The following is a 17,897-nucleotide window of genomic DNA, read 5'->3' as shown; positions in this document are numbered from 1 at the left end:
ACGTGAAACATTTTGATGTCATTGTAATCGGTGGTGGCCATGCGGGCGCGGATGCGGCGCATGCTGCGGCGCGTATGGGTGCAAGTACTGCACTCCTAACGATGTCCCGCGATACAATCGGCGTCATGTCCTGCAACCCAGCGATTGGTGGATTGGGCAAGGGGCACTTAGTTCGAGAAATAGATGCGCTTGACGGTGTTATGGGTCGCGTTGCTGACGCCGCTGGTATTCAGTTTCGGTTGCTTAACCGGCGTAAGGGCCCAGCCGTACAGGGACCACGCGCACAGGCGGATCGCAAAATCTACCGTACGACGATGCTCGCTGAAATTGAAGCCCACCCTCAGATCACCATCCTTGAAGGCGAGGCTGTTGATTTCATTATGGATGGAGAGCGGGTCGCTGGTATTGTTACAGCTGAAGGCATCAGCCTTCGTGCAGGGGCTGTGATTTTGACCACTGGAACCTTCCTGCGTGGTATCATTCACATAGGTGACGTTCAGAAACCCGGTGGACGTATGGGGGATAACCCTTCTCAAAAACTTGCTGAACGTATTGACCATTTTGAACTCAAGCTTGGTCGTTTAAAAACGGGAACGCCACCGCGGCTTGATGGTCGGACAATAAATTGGGAAGGGCTGGTCATGCAGCCAGCGGATGATGTCCCAACGCTCTTCTCATTTATGTCGAAACAGGCGGGCGCGCGTCAAATTTCCTGCGGTATTACACATACCAATGAGAAAACGCATGAAATAATTCGGAATAATCTGGATCGCTCCGCGATGTACGGCGGACATATTGACGGTATTGGTCCACGGTATTGCCCCTCAATTGAGGATAAGGTGGTTCGTTTCGCTGAAAAATCCTCCCATCAGGTCTTTTTGGAGCCTGAGGGGTTAGACGATCCGACGATATACCCAAACGGGATATCGACCTCCTTACCCGTTTCCGTTCAGGAAGATTATGTTCGTTCAATTGCAGGGCTTGAAGCAGTCGAAATCATGCAACCTGGTTATGCAATTGAGTATGATTATGTTGATCCTCGCGCTCTCAAGCAAACGCTAGAATTGAAAAATGTTCCAGGATTATACCTCGCTGGGCAGATCAACGGTACCACAGGATATGAAGAAGCGGCTGCGCAAGGGCTAGTTGCTGGTCTGAATGCTGCTTTAGCTGTCCAAGATCGCGATCCTGTGCTGTTTAGCAGGACAAATAGCTATATCGGGGTGATGATTGATGATCTAACGGCCCGCGGCGTGTCCGAACCATATCGGATGTTCACATCCAGAGCTGAGTTCCGCCTTTCATTGAGGGCGGATAATGCCGATCAGCGTTTGACGGGGCGGGGCATAGAGATTGGGTGTGTTTCTGAAAAGCGGAAGGCTGCGTACACGCAAAAGATGGATGCACTAGATGCGTGCCGCGCAATGCTAGAATCCAAGACATTCACGCCGAAAGAGGCCTCTGTTGCTGGAGTGAGTATGACCCAAGACGGGCAGCGGCGGACAGGTTTCCAACTCTTATCGTTCCCGGATGTGATATTTTCAGATATTTGCCAGCTTAATCCAGACCTAGTAAAAGTGGATAAGGACATAGCTGATCAGGTATCGAAAGATGCTCTCTACGCCAATTACCTTAAGCGGCAGGAAAATGATGTTGCTCTCCTTCGAAAAGACGAGGGTGAGCGTATACCTGTATCTTTCAGCTACACTGGGATTGATGGGCTCTCAAATGAACTGAAGTCAAAACTCATCGCTTCTAAACCGGAGAATCTTGCTCAAGCTGCCCGAATTGAGGGTATGACACCTGCTGCTCTGACTCTTTTGCTTGCTTTGATCCGTAAGGGTCAAAGAAAGAAGTCCGCGTGATGACAGATGATGTATTGAGAAATGTTTCACGTGAAACAATGGACCGCCTCCACCAGTTCGAAGCGTTGGTCCTGAAGTGGACTAAAAAGATAAACCTAATTTCCAAAGGTGACGCATCACATGTTTGGGAGCGGCACATCGTTGATTCCGTACAGGTATTCAATGCAGCACCTGAGGCTGGAGACTGGGTTGATATTGGCAGTGGCGGGGGATTCCCCGGTATAGTTGCTGCAATTCTTGCTAAGGATATCACACCTGAGCGGAAATTCATCCTTGTTGACAGCGATCAACGCAAGTGTGCCTTCCTAAGGACGGCAGTACGAGAACTCAATTTGAATGTTGAAGTGTACGCAAACCGCGTAGATCAATTGGTATCATTTAGTGCAGCGGTCCTCTCAGCTCGTGCTATGGATGATTTAAATTCATTACTGGAGTACGCGGATCGGCATTTAGCATCTGATGGAACAGCGCTTTTTCCAAAGGGCGCGAGTTGGGCAAAAGAACATCAGGCTGCACAGAAACATTGGTCATACAACTTGGACGTGATTAAGAGTAAAACGAATGCTGACGCCACCATCCTGAAGATCAAGGAGCTTACGCGTGTCTGACTTGTTGCGCCCGAATGGGCCAAAGATTATCGCTATCGCAAATCAAAAAGGTGGGGTGGGTAAAACTACGACGACCATCAACCTTGCGGCTGCTCTGGCCGAGAAGGGTCAGAGAGTGTTGGTTATTGATCTCGATCCGCAGGGTAACGCTTCAACTGGGTTGGGTATCGCACTGGATGATCGGGAATTCACAACTTATGAGCTTTTGCTCGAAGATGTTGATCTGAATGAAGTGATACTTAAGACTGAAACGGAAAATCTCTACATCATACCTGCAACGGTTGACCTTAGTTCGGCCGATCTTGAGTTGCTCTCTAATGAAAAGCGTAGCTTTTTGTTGCACGACGCGCTGCGCCAGACGAAGATGGACGCATTTGGTTTCAACTACATATTGATTGATTGCCCGCCATCACTCAACTTGTTGACGGTGAACGCTATGATTGGTGCTCATTCAGTCTTGGTCCCATTGCAGAGCGAATTCTTCGCATTGGAGGGTCTTTCACAGTTGATGCTTACGATCCGTGAAGTGCGCCAGAGTGGTAATAAGAACCTGCGGATCGAAGGTGTCGTCCTTACAATGTATGATCGTCGGAATAACCTCTCGCAGCAGGTAGAGCAGGATGCGCGGGATAATCTGGGTGATTTGGTGTTCAAAACTATGGTGCCACGTAACGTGCGGGTCAGCGAGGCGCCAAGCTTTGCAATGCCTGTATTGGCGTACGATACCCTTTCCAAAGGCGCGAAAGCATACCGTGATCTTGCAGATGAACTGATGAGCAACAATCAAATACAGGCCAAAGAGGTGCACCATGTCGAATAATCACGAGCGTAAGCGAGGTCTTGGGCGGGGATTGTCTGCACTCATGGCGGATGTAAGTGAAACCGAAAGCGTAGCCGCCAAGGGGCCGTCAGCCGCTGATCAAATGGTCCCGATTGAACGCATTTCGCCGAATCCGGACCAGCCGCGCAAGCAGTTCAAGCAAGACGATCTTGATGATCTGGCGGCGTCGATCCGTAAGAAAGGTGTGCTGCAACCTTTGATCGTGCGTGCGTTGGATGGCGGAAAGTATGAAATCGTTGCAGGGGAGCGCCGCTGGCGTGCTGCCCAGATGGCGCAGCTACATCAGCTTCCGGTCATTGTTCGTGAATTCAGCGACATCGAGGTTCTCGAAGTAGCGATTATCGAAAACATCCAGCGGGCCGACCTGAATGCTGCAGAAGAAGCGGCGGGTTATAAGCAGCTGATGGACAAATTTGGCCACACTCAAGAGAAGATGGCCGAAGCGCTTGGTAAAAGCCGTAGCCACATCGCGAACCTGCTTAGATTGCTGAATTTGCCGTTACCCGTGCTTGAACTTTTGCGGGATGGAAGCCTTAGCGCAGGTCACGCCCGTGCGCTGATCCCCGCGCAGAATCCAATGAAGCTTGCGCAGCAAGTGATAAAGGGCGGTCTTTCGGTCCGCGCCACCGAAGCTTTGGTAAAGCGCGAATTGGCTGGCGAAGCAAAGCCGAAGCCAACCGGTTCTATAGACGACGATGATAAAGATGCGGATACCAAGGCGCTTGAAGGTGATCTTTCAGCAAACCTTGGCATGCGGGTATCGCTTTCGCACAAGCCTGGGCAGGAAAGCGGCCAGATGACTGTGCAGTATAAGTCTCTGGATGAGTTGGATGAGCTATGCAGATTGCTCAGCGCAACTTAATCGTTGAGTAGGGTGGCGATAACCGAATTCAGAACTCTGAAGCCCTGATCTGTGACGGTTAATCGTGAATTCGTTGAGGAAATCATGCCAATATCGGTCAGGTGGTTTAGCGTCGCCTGTTTCAGAGGTTTTTGCGCCAGTGCGTTGAATCGTTCAAGATCCACGCCTTCGCGTAGGCGTAGACCCATCAGTAGAAACTCGGTTGCTTCGTCATCTTTTGTCAGGGCTTCACGGGTTTGTTCTGCTGCGTTTTGCGCAACTTCATCAAGCCAGCGTTTCGGGTTGCTGTAACAGACAGTGGCGTGGCGTTGTCCGGAAAGCGTCAGGCGCCCATGCGCACCGGGACCGATCCCTAGATAATCACCGTACCGCCAATAGATGAGGTTATGCCGCGACTGTGCCCCGTCCGCAGCGTGATTTGAAACTTCGTAAGCTGGCATTCCTGCGGCGCCACACACATCTTGGGTGAGGTCGAACATATCGGCCCCAAGGTCTTCGTCTGGGAGGCCGCGCAGTTTTCCAATTGCATACCGATCCCCAAATGCAGTGCCATCTTCGATCGTCAATTGGTATAATGAAAGATGGTCTATAGATAAGGCTAGAGCCTGTTTCAGCTCCGTTCCCCAATCTTTCAGGGATTGGTTCTGGCGTGCATAAATCAGATCAAAACTGACGCGTTCAAACGTATTCCGTGCGATGTCGAAGGCAGACAGGGCCTCAGCAACTGAATGGATGCGTCCAAGCCGTTTTAGGTCCGTATCATTCAGCGCCTGTATGCCCATTGAGATGCGGGATACGCCGCCGTCACGGTAGGCAATGAACCGTCCAGCCTCAACCGATCCAGGATTGGCTTCGAGCGTGATTTCGAGATCATTGGCAACGGGCCAAAGCCGTCTGATTTCAGCAATGACCGCCGCAACGGTATCGGGATTCATCAGACTGGGCGTTCCGCCACCAAAAAATACGGAAGTAACCGTTCTTCCCTTTGTTAGAGCCGCAGATCGCTTCAACTCTAAAAGATAGGCCTGCTTCCAAGCGGCCTGATCAATGTTGCGAGAGACATGGCTGTTGAAGTCGCAATAGGGGCATTTCGCTTCACAGAACGGCCAATGGATATATATTCCAAAGCCGCCCTGTTGCCAGTCATCAGTCAAAACAGCGTTCCAGAAGTTTGGCGAAAGCATCAGCGCGGTGGCTGATCGTATTTTTCTCGTCGTGGGTCATTTCCGCAAAAGTACGGGCTTCACCGATTGGCTGGAAAATCGGATCATATCCGTGTCCTGTTTCGCCGCGCATGGGCCAAACGAATGTGCCATCCACAAACCCCTCGACGACTTCGTCGTGTCCATCAGGCCACGCCAGCACAAGCGTTGCGCAGAACCGCGCGGCGCGAGGGTGTGGGGCGTTTGCTTGCTCTAGCAGATCATGGGTTTTGTGCATTGCCATGATAAAATCGCGACCATTCGGCGTTTCTCCCCAATCAGCAGTGTAAACGCCGGGCGCGTTATCCAACGCAGCTACCTGAATACCGCTGTCGTCGGCCAATGCTGGTAATCCGGTTGCTTTCACAGCCGCATGCGCCTTGATCCGCGCATTGCCGATGAAGGTATCGTCGGTTTCTTCTGGTTCTCCGAGATTCAATTCCTTGGCACCGACAACGGTGATGCCAAGGGGGGCGAAAAGCTCCAGCATTTCTTCCAGTTTGCCCGCGTTGTGCGTGGCAATCAGGATGCGGTCGCCTACGAACTTACGGCTCATGCGCAGGCAGCTTTCTGGATCGCCGTCAGTTCAGCAATGCCCTTTTCGGCGAGGTCCAGCAACTGGTTCATCTGGTCACGGGTATAAGTGGATCCTTCGGCGCTCATCTGTGTTTCAATCATGCGACCGCTTTCAGTCATGATGAAGTTGCCATCAACGCCTGCTTCGGAATCTTCGGGGTAGTCGAGATCGAGCACGGGTTGACCTGCATAGATGCCGCAGCTGATAGCCGCGACCGGATCAACCAGTGGATCAGAGATCACGTCGCCCGCCTTCATCAATTTGTTCACCGCCAGCCGCAGCGCGATCCAGCCGCCAGTGATCGATGCGCAACGCGTGCCACCATCGGCCTGGAGCACGTCACAGTCGATGGTGATTTGACGTTCACCCAAGGCAACGCGGTCAACACCGGCGCGCAGGGCGCGACCGATCAGACGCTGGATTTCCACTGTCCGTCCGCCTTGTTTACCCACGGCAGCCTCACGGCGCATGCGGGTGTTGGTGGCGCGGGGCAACATGCCGTATTCTGCCGTCACCCAACCAAGACCGGAGCCTTTGATGAATGGTGGCACCCGCTCTTCGATAGTGGCAGTACACAGCACATGGGTGTCGCCCATCTTAATCAGCGCCGAGCCTTCGGCGTGTTTTGTGAAACCAACTTCGACAGATACACTGCGCATTTCGTCAAGTTTCCGGCCAGATGGGCGCATGGGACATTCCTTTTGTTTGATTTACCTGTCGGGATACCTCTGGGTCCCTTGCAGATGCAACCCCCGCACCCTTAATGTGACAGCATGACAGACACATCAGGCATTTTACAGGAAATGAACGAGCGTTCGCGCGAAGTGTTTCGCCGTGTGGTCGAAGGATATCTCGCGAACGGTGATCCCGTCGGCTCACGCACGCTGACCCGCGAGTTTTCAGAAAAGGTGAGTGCGGCGACAATTCGCAATGTGATGCAGGATCTTGAGTTTCTGGGCCTTCTCGACAGTCCACACGTAAGCGCCGGTCGCATACCGACTCAGTTGGGTCTGCGCATGTTTGTGGACGGTTTGCTGGAAGTCGGAAATCCCAACGACGGCGATCGCGCCCAGATTGATGCGACAATGGGGCGAAACGGGGACGACGTAACCGGCATGCTGGATCGCCTCGGAACTGCCTTGTCTGGTGTGACGCATGGTGCATCGCTGGTCCTGGCGCCAAAACACGAAGCGCCAATTAAACATATCGAGTTTGTCTCGCTCTCGCATGATCGCGCGCTGGCGGTTCTGGTGTTCTCGGACGGTCACGTCGAAAACCGATTGTTCGCGCCACCCTCGGGCCAAACGCCCAGCTCTATGCGAGAGGCGGCGAATTTTCTCAACTCGTTAGTCGAAGGCAAAACTCTCAGCGAACTGACCCGCACGATCAAAATCGAAATGCAGCGGCGGCGTCAGGAGATTGATGTGCTCGCGGCTGAACTGGTCGAAAGCGGTCTGGTCATTTGGGAAAGTGGTGAAGATCATCCCGAACGCCTGATCGTGCGTGGGCGTGCGAATCTTCTTACCGATAGCGGTGAAGCGCAGGATCTTGAGCGTGTGCGCAGGCTTTTTGACGATCTTGAGCGTAAGCGCGACATTGCAGATTTCCTTGAACTGGCCGAGGAAGGCGACGGTGTGCGCATTTTTATTGGTTCAGAGAACAAACTTTTCTCACTTTCGGGTTCCTCTTTGGTGGTTTCCCCATATATGAACTCTGATCGTAAGATTATTGGCGCGGTGGGTGTGATAGGTCCAACGCGTCTAAACTATGGACGTATCGTGCCGATTGTGAATTACACGGCGCAACTGGTTGGAAAGTTGATTTCTGACCGGAGTTAGAGGTGGAATATGGCTGACCCGAACGACAACAATTTTCTTGATGATCCCGAAGCGGCGGAAGCGGAAGCTTACGCAAGCGAGATGGAAGAAATTGACGAGGGCGAATTGGCCCTTGAAGAAATTATGGCTGAGCGCGACAGCTACAAGGAGCGATTTATGCGTGCGTTGGCTGATGCCGAGAACGCGCGTAAGCGATCAGATAAAGATCGTCGCGAAGCCGAAAATTACGGTGGATCGAAGCTGGCGAGGGATATGTTGTCTGTGCACGACAACATGAAGCGTGCTCTTGAAGCGGCGACCGAAGATCAGCGTGCGGTCTCTGGCCCGCTGTTGGAAGGAATTGAACTGACTATGCGTGAGTTGCTGTCAGTTTTCAAAAAGCACGGCATCACGCCGATCACTCCTGAAGTGGGTGAGAAGTTTGATCCAAAGCTGCACCAGGCGATGTTCGAAGCACCTGTACCAGACACGAAAGCTGGCGACATCATTCAGGTCGCTGCTGAAGGTTTCATGCTGTACGACCGTCTGCTGCGCCCAGCTCAGGTTGGCGTCTCATCGATGACCGGCTAACGTCGTAATAACCAGATTTCTAGAGAGAGGCGGTCAATTTTTGGCCGCCTCTTTCAATTTATAGATCAACTCCAAGGCTTCTCGCGGTGAAAGCTCATCGGGCAGAATATCATCCATCAACTTGTCGAGCGCGGAATCCTTTTTGGGTGCGGGTGGTGGTGTAGGTGTCATCGTAAAAAGCGGCAGATCGTCGATTAACGTCTTTTGAGTCGCACCACCTTCACGCTCGCCCTTCTCCAGCGCTTCGAGCACGACACGTGCACGTGAGATCACAGCGGGCGGCAAACCGGCAAGTTGCGCCACTTGAACACCGTACGATCGATCCGCCGCGCCCTTTTTGACTTCGTGCAAAAAGATAACCTCGCCTTCCCACTCTTTTACTGTGACCGTGGCGTTATCAACGCCGTCCAGTTTCCCCGCGAGGGCGGTCATTTCGTGGTAGTGAGTCGCGAAAAGCGCACGGGCGCGGTTCACATCATGCAAATGTTCCAGCGTGGCCCAAGCGATTGACAGCCCGTCATAGGTAGCCGTGCCGCGACCGATTTCATCAAGGATCACCAATGCGCGATCGTCTGCTTGGTTCAAAATCGCAGCGGTTTCCACCATTTCAACCATAAAGGTCGATCGCCCACGCGCCAGATCATCCGACGCACCAACGCGGCTGAATAGTTGGCTCACCAATCCGATATGCGCAGAGCTAGCCGGCACGTAGCTGCCCATTTGCGCGATCAATGCAATAAGCGCGTTCTGCCGCAGATAGGTTGATTTGCCGGCCATGTTAGGACCTGTCAGCAACCAGATTGCGGCACTTGTATCGGCACTTAGATCGCAATCGTTTGCAACAAACGGTGTACCCGACTGCCGAGCAAGCGCGCGCTCGACTACCGGATGACGACCGCCGTGAATATTGAAGGCGCGCGAATTGTCGACCTGCGGCTTTACCCAGTTTTCTGCCTTCGCCAGATCGGCAAGCGCACAGGCAAGATCAAGTTCGGCAAGAGCTGCAGACGTCGCGCCAATTTCACCAGCCTTTTTCAATATGGCTTCTCTAAGCGAGGAATAGAGCTGCTTTTCCAGCTCAATCGCACGGTTGCCAGCATTCAGGATCTTGGTCTCAAGCTCGGACAGTTCGATGGTGGTAAAGCGCACCTGATTAGCAGTGGTCTGTCGATGAATGAATGTTTCGGACAGCGGTGCGGATAGCATCTTTTCTGCGTGGGTCGCGGTGGTCTCGATGAAGTAGCCCAGCACGTTGTTATGTTTGATTTTCAGAGACGAAATACCTGTATCAGAGACGAATTTCGCCTGCATCGTAGCGATCACGCCGCGCCCCTCATCACGCAATTTTCGTACTTCGTCTAAATCCACGCGATAGCCTCGTGCGATAAACCCACCATCGCGGACCAGCAGTGGAGGCTCGGCAGTCAGCGCTTCATCCAGCAAGGCGACCAAATCGTCATGACCGGCTAAGTTCCGCACAGCAGTCTGGAGTAACTCAGGCAATTCAATCGGTTCCAGTGTTTGGTTTAAGTACGCCGCTTCTGACAGACCGTTGCGGATTGCGGCAAGGTCACGTGGGCCGCCGCGATCAAGCGATAGGCGGGACAAGGCGCGCTCAAGGTCTGGCACCGCGCGAAGGCGATCACGGATGTCTTGGGCAACACGCGAGTTCTCAACAGCGAAATCTACAGCGCCGAGCCGGGCCTGAATCGTCTCTAACACTCGTGAAGGACTGGAAATGCGACGTTCAAGCAAACGGGCACCGCTGGCTGTCACGGTCCGGTCCATAACCGCCAGCAACGATCCTGTGCGTCCACCGGATAATGCGTGCGTCAGTTCCAGATTGCGGCGGGTTGCGGCGTCGATCTGAACTGTGCGCGCTTCGGTCTCTTTTACCGGTTTGCGCAGCAGTGGCAGGTTACCTTTCTGCGTCATGTCCAAGTATTCGATCAACGCACCCATTGCAGAAATCTCTGCCCGATCGAAGTTGCCGAAAGCATCTAGGGATTTTACGCCGAACAAGGCGCAGATGCGCTCCTCTGCGCCAGTGCTGTCAAAGCTTGAACGGGCCAAAGTGGTCAGTGAGAGATTGAATTCAGTCTCTAACTCTCGGTGTTCAGTATCTTTCCCTTCAGCAACCAAAAGTTCAGATGGCGCGAGCCTTGCTAATTCTGGTCCTAAACGAACCAATGGCAAACCCATCACGTGAAACGCGCCCGTTGAGATATCGACCCACGCAAGCGCATGCGCATCACGGACCTCGGCAAAGGCGGCAAGGTAGTTGTGCCGCCGCGCTTCAAGCAAGGATTCTTCGGTGAGAGTTCCGGGCGTGACAAGGCGCACGACATCGCGGTTGACCACAGACTTGTGGCCGCGCTTTTTTGCCTCGGCAGGAGTTTCGAGCTGTTCACCTACGGCGACGCGAAATCCTTTGCGGATCAGAGTCAGCAAGTACCCTTCAGCGGCGTGAACGGGGACACCGCACATCGGAATATCCTCGCCGTCGTGCTTGCCGCGTTTGGTCAGCGCGATGTCCAGCGCCTCGGATGCCGCTACCGCGTCGTCAAAGAACAGCTCATAGAAATCGCCCATGCGATAAAATAGCAACGCATCTGGATAGCCGGACTTGATCTTCAGATACTGGGTCATCATCGGTGTGACTGTGCCTGCGCTCATCTGCTTCCCCCTTGTTTCCCCTGTCTGTACAAAACCACAGGACCCGAGGGAAGGGGGCCATGGATGTGGACGATGCCCGCTATTGTGGTAGACATTATTCAAAATCTTCCAACGAATGATCGAGCCATTGAGAAACAAAGTCGACCTCTCGTCTGACCCTGATGCGCTTTTCCTCAATCCATGGAGGGAGGAGGGGCTGAAGCTGCTTGGGGAACCCGAATTCTATTGGCGGGAAATGACCGGAGCGGTCATTGACGGTTTTGCAGTTAGCGCCCATCCAGAGATAAATTCAAAAATCCGGTCCTTTGTTGCGCACAGCAAACGTCACAAAAAATTCAAGACCGTGATCGAGACGAACGCACTTCCCGTGGTCCTGGATAACGCCAAGTTTCGAAAGTCTCATGTGATGGTCGGTGACAAACTGGTCCTTTCGGGTGCTTCTGCAACGCGGCTGTTCAATACCTTCCGATGGGAAAATGAGGCTGGTGGGGCAAATCCGGTTGAGACGTTAAATAGTTATTTGCATGCCTGCCGAACAGTGAACGAGGGAAAGGAGCTTCCTGTTGAGAAGATATTTCTGGAATCCGATCTCGATTTCGCGATCGAATGCCGAAACACCTTCAACTACTTTCACTTCATCACTGAATCGCTCAGCCAGCTTTGTGTGTTGGATGCGGTAGGATTTCAGGGAAATGTCTATTTCCACTTTCCCAATCAGGAAGAGAAGCAAGGCGGGTTTGCGACCTCGTTTGTCGAGGCGCTGTTCCCTGAATTCGCAGGCCGCGTTTTTTTTGAACGCGCACCGAAGGAGTATGATCTGGTTTTGACGGCCTTTGATGTCGTCGGTGCAATTGGGCAGATGCCGCAGGATATGTTGACCGGGCTTGGTCGGATCATTCCGGATGACAATGTTGTTGGCAGCATCGAATTCCAACCAGTTCTGGCAATGAATTCGGTCAGTAGTGCGCTGCTGGCGCTGCGTAGTCGTGCGCATAAAGCGATTGAGGGGAAGGATTTCAGCCATCTGCCAAAGCGGGTGTTTATTGGCCGTAGCGACAATCAGAGTCGTAGCCGACCCTTGGCCGGTGAAGATCTGCTGATGAAACATCTCGGCCACTTCGGGTTTAAGTATGTCGTGTTCGAGAACCTCGCTCCGTTGGAGCAGATTGCGCTGATGGCGCAGGCGGAGGTGATGATTTCGCAGCATGGGGCAGGTTTCACCAACATGCTTTTTGCCAACTCTGATGCCTACCTGATTGAACTAGGGACGCTGCAAACCGCGCAATTCCGCTGGGCAGACTTCTGGCCGTTGGCGCATGCGGCGCAATGCACCTACCTGAGTTTTTATGGCGACTTTAACAGCGAAGACCAGCTTCATGAACCGACCTTTAGTGCGGATGGCATCGTCCCTCCTGCCTTGTCGGAAAAGGCTGTCGCGCAAGTTGTTGCGTTTGTTGTGACCTTGTTGGGCCACGCGCCCACTATGCCGGATGCTGCCAACCTTACCACGCTTGCGCGGCGTGTGCTGCGTGCGGGCGCTGCGGCGCGGACCGTTGCGTTGTTGGAAAAGCATTTCAGAATTGTGGCCAAAGATGCTGGTTTGTGTTTGCTGCGTGCAGATTGCCATAAGGCGCTGGATGAGCCGAAAACGGAATTGGTGGCGTTGGAGCAAGCTCATGCCGCTGATCCTTCGCGCTGGCAAACATTGGTGCGGATCATCTGGTGCGCAAACCGGTGCGAACAGCCTGCGGTTATTCGCTGGGCATTGTCGCGCCTTGCAGCGGAATTCCCCGACCGCCACGCGGCATTTATCAGCAATCATGACTGGGTACGCTTCGTCGCATGATTGTGCGAAAGGCTGCGTGGCGTTATGACGGGTGAAATAAAACTGAAAGTGCCCAGCCTGTGACCAAAAACAAAGTAACTTCCGAAGAGGCGCTTGCCTTCCATCTTGAGCCAACACCGGGCAAGTTTGAAATCACCGCGACCGTCCCTATGACGACGCAGCGTGACCTGTCGCTTGCCTATTCCCCCGGTGTTGCTGTTCCTTGTGAGGCAATCGCAGCCAATCCCCAACTAGCTTATGATTACACCAACAAGGGCAACCTCGTTGCAGTGATCTCGAACGGGACGGCGGTTCTGGGTCTTGGGAACCTTGGTGCGCTGGCCTCCAAGCCAGTGATGGAGGGTAAGGCGGTTTTGTTTAAACGCTTTGCCGATGTGAATTCGATCGATATCGAGCTCGATACCGAAGACACCGAAGCCTTCATCAACGCGGTCAAGCTGATGGGCCCGACATTTGGCGGGATCAACCTTGAAGATATCAAAGCGCCCGAGTGTTTCATCATTGAGCAGCGCTTGAAGGAGGAGATGGATATCCCCGTCTTCCACGATGACCAGCACGGCACTGCTGTGATCTGCGCAGCGGGCCTTCTGAACGCGCTCAAAATCTCAGGTAAAAAGATCGAAGACGTGCGCATTGTTCTGAACGGCGCAGGGGCGGCGGGCATTGCTTGTCTTGAGTTGTTGAAGGCGATGGGTGCGCAGCACAACAACTGCATTATGTGTGACACCAAAGGTGTGATTTATCAGGGCCGTACCGAAGGTATGAACCAGTGGAAATCGGCACATGCCGCTACCACCGAGGCACGCAGTTTGGCCGACGCGATGAAGGGGGCCGATGTATTCTTGGGTGTTTCGGTCAAGGGCGCTGTGACCACCGATATGGTTGCCAGTATGGCCGATGATCCGGTGATTTTTGCTATGGCAAACCCCGATCCTGAAATCACACCGGAAGAGGCGCACGCGGTGCGTGCCGATGCCATCGTCGCCACTGGGCGCAGCGATTATCCTAATCAGGTGAACAACGTCCTGGGCTTTCCTTACCTGTTCCGTGGGGCGCTCGACATCAACGCGCGTGCCATCAATGACGAGATGAAGATCGCTTGCGCCCATGCGCTGGCAAACCTCGCGCGCGAGGATGTACCGGACGAGGTGGCGCTGGCGTATGGCAAAAATCTGAGCTTTGGCCGTGATTATATCATCCCGACACCTTTTGATCCGCGTCTGATCCACCGCATTCCGCCAGCCGTGGCGCGTGCTGGTATGGATACTGGTGCCGCACGTCGTCCGATCATTGATATGGATGCCTACGAGCAAAGCCTGAAATCCCGTCTGGACCCGACGGCCAATATCATGCGCGGCATCAACGCCCGCGCGCGTGCCAATCAGGCACGTATGATCTTTGCTGAGGGCGATGATCCCAAGGTGCTGCGCGCTGCGGTCATGTACCAGCGTCAGGGTTTGGGCAAAGCGCTTGTTGTTGGGCGGGCTGACGATGTGAAGGCTAAGCTGATAGCGGCAGGGCTTGAAGATGCCACGCGTGAGCTTGAAGTCTTCAACGCGGCCAACAGCCATCATTTGGATATGTATAAGTCGTTCCTCTACGAACGGTTGCAGCGGCGCGGCTTCGATAAGAAAGACATTCATCGTCTTGCTGCACGGGACCGTCATGTGTTTGCGGCATTGATGCTTGCGCACGGACACGGCGACGGACTGGTAACAGGTGCTACACGCAAATCTGCCCATGTTCTGGAGCGGATCAATCACGTTTTTGACGCCACAGCCGAAGCTGGCGCTGCTGGCATCACTGCATTGCTGCACAAAGGCCGGATTGTTCTAATCGGCGATACGCTGGTGCATGAATGGCCCAACGCAGAGGATCTGGCGAACATAGCAGAAAGCGGCGCTCGCGTAGCGCGGCATCTGGGGATGGAGCCGCGCGTGGCCTTCGTCAGCTTCTCCACGTTCGGATATCCTGTGTCGGAGCGGGCAGAGAAGATGCACGTTGCGCCTGATGTGCTCGACGCGCGCGGGGTTGATTTCGAATATGAAGGCGAGATGACCGTTGATGTGGCAATGAACGCCGAAAGCCAGAAGAACTATCCATTCTCGCGGCTCACTGGTCCCGCCAACATTCTTGTGGTGCCGGCGCGCCATTCGGCCAGTATTTCTGTCAAACTTATGCAAGAAATGGCGGGTGCTACGGTGATTGGCCCGATCCTGACAGGGTTGGATCAGTCCATCCAGATTGCGTCGTCGACCTCTACGACGAATGACATTCTGAACATGGCGATCCTTGCTGCCAGCAAGGTGGGCGGATGATCTGGAACCTCGGCTCGATCAACATCGACAATTTTTACGAGGTATCACATCTGCCCGCAGCGGGTGAAACTTTGGCAGCGCTCAGCTATGGTCTCGGCTTGGGCGGAAAGGGCGCGAATATGTCGGTCGCAGCGGCGCGGGGTGCTGCGCATGTTTCCCATATTGGTGCGATTGGAAAAGATGGCCGCTGGACCCGTGAGCGGTTGATGGAATATGGCGTCGATACACCCCACATCGCCCAGATCAGCGAACCTACGGGCCACGCGATTATTGTGGTCGATGCAGAGGGTGAGAATAACATCGTGCTATTTCAGGGTGCGAATGTTCAACTTACCGAAGCGATCATTGGCGCAGCCCTTACCGAAGCATCGCCGGGCGACCTCCTGTTAATGCAGAACGAAACCAATGGTCAGGAATATGCCGCCACCACTGCAAAGTCGCTTGGACTCCGGGTCGTATATGCGGCAGCGCCTTTCGATGCATCAGCGGTTGCGCAGCTTTTGGGGAAGATTGACCTGTTGCTCATGAACGAAGTCGAGGCGGCGCAACTGGCGCAGGCAACTGGAAAGACTCCGGCGGCGCTAGGCTTGCCCGATGTGGTTATCACGTTGGGCGCGCAAGGGTGCAAATGGGTCTCTAACAAAGGCGAAAAGAGCTTTGATGCTTATCCCGCGCAGGCGGTGGATACCACGGGCGCGGGGGATACCTTCACAGGTTATCTTGTTGCAGGGCTGGATCGCGGTTTGGGGATGGAGGCGTCTATTGATCTGGCGCTCAAAGCTGGGGCGCTGATGGTGATGCGCCGTGGAACTGCTGATGTGATCCCGGACCTCAAAGAGATTCAGGACCACTTTGGTCTTTAGCTGGCAAAGGTTGCGGCTGATCCCCACAACTCCTTGACGCGCTGATCTCGGCCACAGGCGTTACGATACGCTTTGTAGGCTTTGGCCTGACTCTTAGGACCAAATCGCGTGAGGACGATCTTGCTACCTTTGGCATAATCCTGATGGTAGGCGTCTGCCGGATAGAATTTGGACGCGCCCAAAATTGGTGTCACAACGGCCTTCCCAAGATCGGCTTGCGCTTTGGCTTTCGCCTTTTCTGCGGCTGCTTTTTGCGCACCTGTGGCGAAAATTGCAGTGCGATAGCTGGGACCACGGTCACAAAACTGGCCGCCAGCATCAGTAGGATCAACAGACCGGAAAAACACATCTAGCAATGTCGAGGCGCTGACCACTGCAGGATCAAAAGTGATCTGCACGGCCTCATAGTGACCTGTCCCGCCTGCTGTCACCTGCTTGTAGGTTGGGTTCGCAGTCTTGCCGCCGGCAAAGCCGGATACGGCTTCTTTCACGCCTTTGACCTTCTCGAAATCGGCTTCTACGCACCAGAAGCAACCGCCAGCTACGGTCAATATTTCAGTGCCTGCTGCCTTTGATGGTGTCGCCTGAACCATCAGGCCGACGGCAATGAGACCTGCAAGTGCGATTGCTTTGAGATTGCTCAGCTTGGTCATTGTGCTCTCCTTTTGCGAATGATCGTTACGCCGAAGAGAGCTGCGCGCAACGGCAGACAGGGCTTCTCACGCAGTGGTGATTTTAGTTTACCGAAGCGTGCGGGCTGGTATCACTGCGATAACTTCACAAGGATTTAGTTATGCGCTTCGCTATGTGGTCAGGGCCTCGTAATTTAAGTACGGTGATGATGTACGCTTTTGGGGCGCGGAATGACTTTGCCGTGATGGATGAACCGTTTTATGCGCCCTATCTTGCTGAGTCCGGTATCACCCACCCGATGATCGATGAAGTTTTGGCTGCTCATGAGACTGATCCGGCGCGTGTGGCCGACAGTTGTCGTAGTGGCGGAAATCCGCATCTATATATGAAGCATATGCCGCATCACATGCTGCCGAGCTTTCCTATGGATTGGGCGGGGGACTGCGTGAATGTGCATCTGATCCGCCATCCTGCGCGGGTGATCGCAAGCTATGCTGCTAAACGCGAAGCCCCCACGCTGGAAGATATCGGTTTTGTGCAGCAAACGCAGGTGTACAACCAGTTGGGTGGTATCGTCATCGACAGTACCGATGTCCGCGCACGACCAGAAGTGATGCTGCGGGCGTTGTGCGCGGCGATTGATCTGTCATTTGATCCTGCCATGCTTCAATGGGCTTCTGGTCCGCGCGCTGAAGACGGTATTTGGGCGCAGCATTGGTACGGCGCGGTTCATCAAAGTACTGGCTTTTCCGGTGCCGAAGGGCCTCTGCCGGACGTTCCACCCGCGCTTCAATCGCTGCTCGAAGCTGCGCTCCCGCATTATTCGGGGTTACATGAGCGCCGCCTTTCCCCGTGAACGAAACTTGATCGCTGTTAAATGTTCAGTGTTCGTAAATGGTATCACTTTACATCGTAAAGCGTAGACTGGTTTCCGGTTAGGTTAACGAGTAGGCGGCCCGGGCGGTTATCCGTCTGGGCCGTTCGTGTTTTTCAAGATGTTTTCATTCGGCTGAAACTCTCAACGGCGATGTTTCGTGACTGCATTTGTAACATGAAATCCTAAGGAGATTTTTGATGAAACGGATGGCAACAACTGCACTCGCTTTGATGATGACCGCCGGTATGGCCATGGCCGATGGACATGCGACTGAAGTGGTCCTGCTTTTTAGGACAGTTTTGCGGCTTGGCTAAGATGCAT

At 53.8% G+C, this 17,897-nt stretch carries 15 protein-coding genes; 10 read left to right on the top strand and 5 right to left on the bottom strand.

The window, feature by feature from the left end:
- The first annotated feature begins 2 nt into the window (after positions 1 to 2).
- The 4 genes from mnmG to V7730_RS10685 are packed head-to-tail and all read left to right on the top strand — an operon-like array spanning position 3 to position 4,176.
- Positions 3 to 1,865, top strand: coding sequence for a tRNA uridine-5-carboxymethylaminomethyl(34) synthesis enzyme MnmG (gene mnmG / locus V7730_RS10700; RefSeq protein ID WP_335747587.1), 1,863 nt, complete (start codon positions 3 to 5; stop codon positions 1,863 to 1,865).
- Positions 1,865 to 2,473 (top strand): 16S rRNA (guanine(527)-N(7))-methyltransferase RsmG, encoded by a 609-nt coding sequence (gene rsmG / locus V7730_RS10695; protein ID WP_335747586.1) that lies wholly within the window; start codon positions 1,865 to 1,867, stop codon positions 2,471 to 2,473. Before mnmG ends, rsmG begins: the two co-directional genes overlap by 1 nt.
- On the top strand, positions 2,466 to 3,293 hold the full coding sequence (locus V7730_RS10690) for a ParA family protein (RefSeq protein WP_335747585.1): 828 nt from the start codon (positions 2,466 to 2,468) through the stop codon (positions 3,291 to 3,293). Before rsmG ends, V7730_RS10690 begins: the two co-directional genes overlap by 8 nt.
- A complete protein-coding gene (locus tag V7730_RS10685) occupies positions 3,283 to 4,176 on the top strand; it encodes a ParB/RepB/Spo0J family partition protein (RefSeq protein ID WP_335747584.1) in 894 nt (297 codons plus the stop codon). Before V7730_RS10690 ends, V7730_RS10685 begins: the two co-directional genes overlap by 11 nt.
- On the opposite strand, the gene hemW is transcribed toward V7730_RS10685, so the two are convergent.
- From hemW to rph, 3 genes are read right to left on the bottom strand one after another with little or no spacing between them, the layout of a single operon-like run.
- On the bottom strand, positions 4,173 to 5,330 hold the full coding sequence (gene hemW, locus V7730_RS10680; RefSeq protein ID WP_335747583.1) for a radical SAM family heme chaperone HemW: 1,158 nt from the start codon (positions 5,328 to 5,330) through the stop codon (positions 4,173 to 4,175). The two genes, V7730_RS10685 and hemW, sit on opposite strands and share 4 nt — an antisense overlap.
- Positions 5,323 to 5,934, bottom strand: coding sequence for an RdgB/HAM1 family non-canonical purine NTP pyrophosphatase (rdgB, locus tag V7730_RS10675; RefSeq protein WP_335747582.1), 612 nt, complete (start codon positions 5,932 to 5,934; stop codon positions 5,323 to 5,325). Before rdgB ends, hemW begins: the two co-directional genes overlap by 8 nt.
- On the bottom strand, positions 5,931 to 6,644 hold the full coding sequence (rph, locus tag V7730_RS10670) for a ribonuclease PH (protein ID WP_335747581.1): 714 nt from the start codon (positions 6,642 to 6,644) through the stop codon (positions 5,931 to 5,933). The genes rdgB and rph overlap by 4 nt, the downstream gene beginning before the upstream one ends.
- An 84-nt stretch (positions 6,645 to 6,728) precedes the next feature.
- Here rph and hrcA point away from each other — a divergent pair, with 84 nt between their 5' ends.
- Together hrcA and V7730_RS10660 are read left to right on the top strand one after the other, a co-directional pair.
- Positions 6,729 to 7,793 (top strand): heat-inducible transcriptional repressor HrcA, encoded by a 1,065-nt coding sequence (gene hrcA, locus V7730_RS10665; protein WP_335747580.1) that lies wholly within the window; start codon positions 6,729 to 6,731, stop codon positions 7,791 to 7,793.
- Between the two features lie 9 nt (positions 7,794 to 7,802).
- Positions 7,803 to 8,363, top strand: a complete 561-nt coding sequence (locus V7730_RS10660) for a nucleotide exchange factor GrpE (RefSeq protein WP_335747579.1) — start codon at positions 7,803 to 7,805, stop codon at positions 8,361 to 8,363.
- A gap of 33 nt (positions 8,364 to 8,396) precedes the next feature.
- Here V7730_RS10660 and mutS read toward each other — a convergent pair whose 3' ends face one another.
- Positions 8,397 to 11,039, bottom strand: a complete 2,643-nt coding sequence (gene mutS, locus V7730_RS10655) for a DNA mismatch repair protein MutS (RefSeq protein ID WP_335747578.1) — start codon at positions 11,037 to 11,039, stop codon at positions 8,397 to 8,399.
- A 127-nt stretch (positions 11,040 to 11,166) separates the two neighbouring features.
- Between mutS and V7730_RS10650 the strand changes: the two genes are divergently transcribed.
- From V7730_RS10650 to V7730_RS10640, 3 genes are read left to right on the top strand one after another with little or no spacing between them, the layout of a single operon-like run.
- Positions 11,167 to 12,885: a glycosyltransferase family 61 protein gene (locus V7730_RS10650; protein WP_335747577.1), complete on the top strand. Its 1,719-nt coding sequence runs from the start codon at positions 11,167 to 11,169 to the stop codon at positions 12,883 to 12,885.
- A gap of 59 nt (positions 12,886 to 12,944) precedes the next feature.
- On the top strand, positions 12,945 to 15,203 hold the full coding sequence (locus tag V7730_RS10645) for an NADP-dependent malic enzyme (RefSeq protein WP_335747576.1): 2,259 nt from the start codon (positions 12,945 to 12,947) through the stop codon (positions 15,201 to 15,203).
- The gene (locus V7730_RS10640) at positions 15,200 to 16,066 is read left to right on the top strand and encodes a ribokinase (protein WP_335747575.1); all 867 of its coding nucleotides are present in this window, start codon (positions 15,200 to 15,202) and stop codon (positions 16,064 to 16,066) included. The genes V7730_RS10645 and V7730_RS10640 overlap by 4 nt, the downstream gene beginning before the upstream one ends.
- On the opposite strand, the gene msrA is transcribed toward V7730_RS10640, so the two are convergent.
- A complete protein-coding gene (gene msrA / locus V7730_RS10635) occupies positions 16,063 to 16,719 on the bottom strand; it encodes a peptide-methionine (S)-S-oxide reductase MsrA (RefSeq protein WP_335747574.1) in 657 nt (218 codons plus the stop codon). The two genes, V7730_RS10640 and msrA, sit on opposite strands and share 4 nt — an antisense overlap.
- 140 nt (positions 16,720 to 16,859) lie before the next feature.
- Between msrA and V7730_RS10630 the strand changes: the two genes are divergently transcribed.
- A complete protein-coding gene (locus tag V7730_RS10630; protein WP_335747573.1) occupies positions 16,860 to 17,555 on the top strand; it encodes an HAD family hydrolase in 696 nt (231 codons plus the stop codon).
- Positions 17,556 to 17,897 lie beyond the last annotated feature (342 nt).

It is taken from the genome of Sulfitobacter sp., from assembly GCF_036961165.1.
Taxonomy (GTDB): Bacteria; Pseudomonadota; Alphaproteobacteria; order Rhodobacterales; family Rhodobacteraceae; genus Sulfitobacter.
This window is presented reverse-complemented; position numbering and strand designations above follow the sequence as displayed.

Bases quoted from the DNA above. Each gene is read 5' to 3' on its own strand.
- rsmG (WP_335747586.1), top strand. From the start codon at position 1,865: ATGACAGATGATGTATTGAGAAATGTTTCACGTGAAACAATGGACCGC.
- V7730_RS10685 (WP_335747584.1), top strand. From the start codon at position 3,283: ATGTCGAATAATCACGAGCGTAAGCGAGGTCTTGGGCGGGGATTGTCT.
- rdgB (WP_335747582.1), bottom strand. From the start codon at position 5,934: ATGAGCCGTAAGTTCGTAGGCGACCGCATCCTGATTGCCACGCACAAC.
- rph (WP_335747581.1), bottom strand. From the start codon at position 6,644: ATGCGCCCATCTGGCCGGAAACTTGACGAAATGCGCAGTGTATCTGTC.
- hrcA (WP_335747580.1), top strand. From the start codon at position 6,729: ATGACAGACACATCAGGCATTTTACAGGAAATGAACGAGCGTTCGCGC.
- V7730_RS10660 (WP_335747579.1), top strand. From the start codon at position 7,803: ATGGCTGACCCGAACGACAACAATTTTCTTGATGATCCCGAAGCGGCG.
- mutS (WP_335747578.1), bottom strand. From the start codon at position 11,039: ATGAGCGCAGGCACAGTCACACCGATGATGACCCAGTATCTGAAGATC.
- V7730_RS10640 (WP_335747575.1), top strand. From the start codon at position 15,200: ATGATCTGGAACCTCGGCTCGATCAACATCGACAATTTTTACGAGGTA.
- msrA (WP_335747574.1), bottom strand. From the start codon at position 16,719: ATGACCAAGCTGAGCAATCTCAAAGCAATCGCACTTGCAGGTCTCATT.
- V7730_RS10630 (WP_335747573.1), top strand. From the start codon at position 16,860: ATGCGCTTCGCTATGTGGTCAGGGCCTCGTAATTTAAGTACGGTGATG.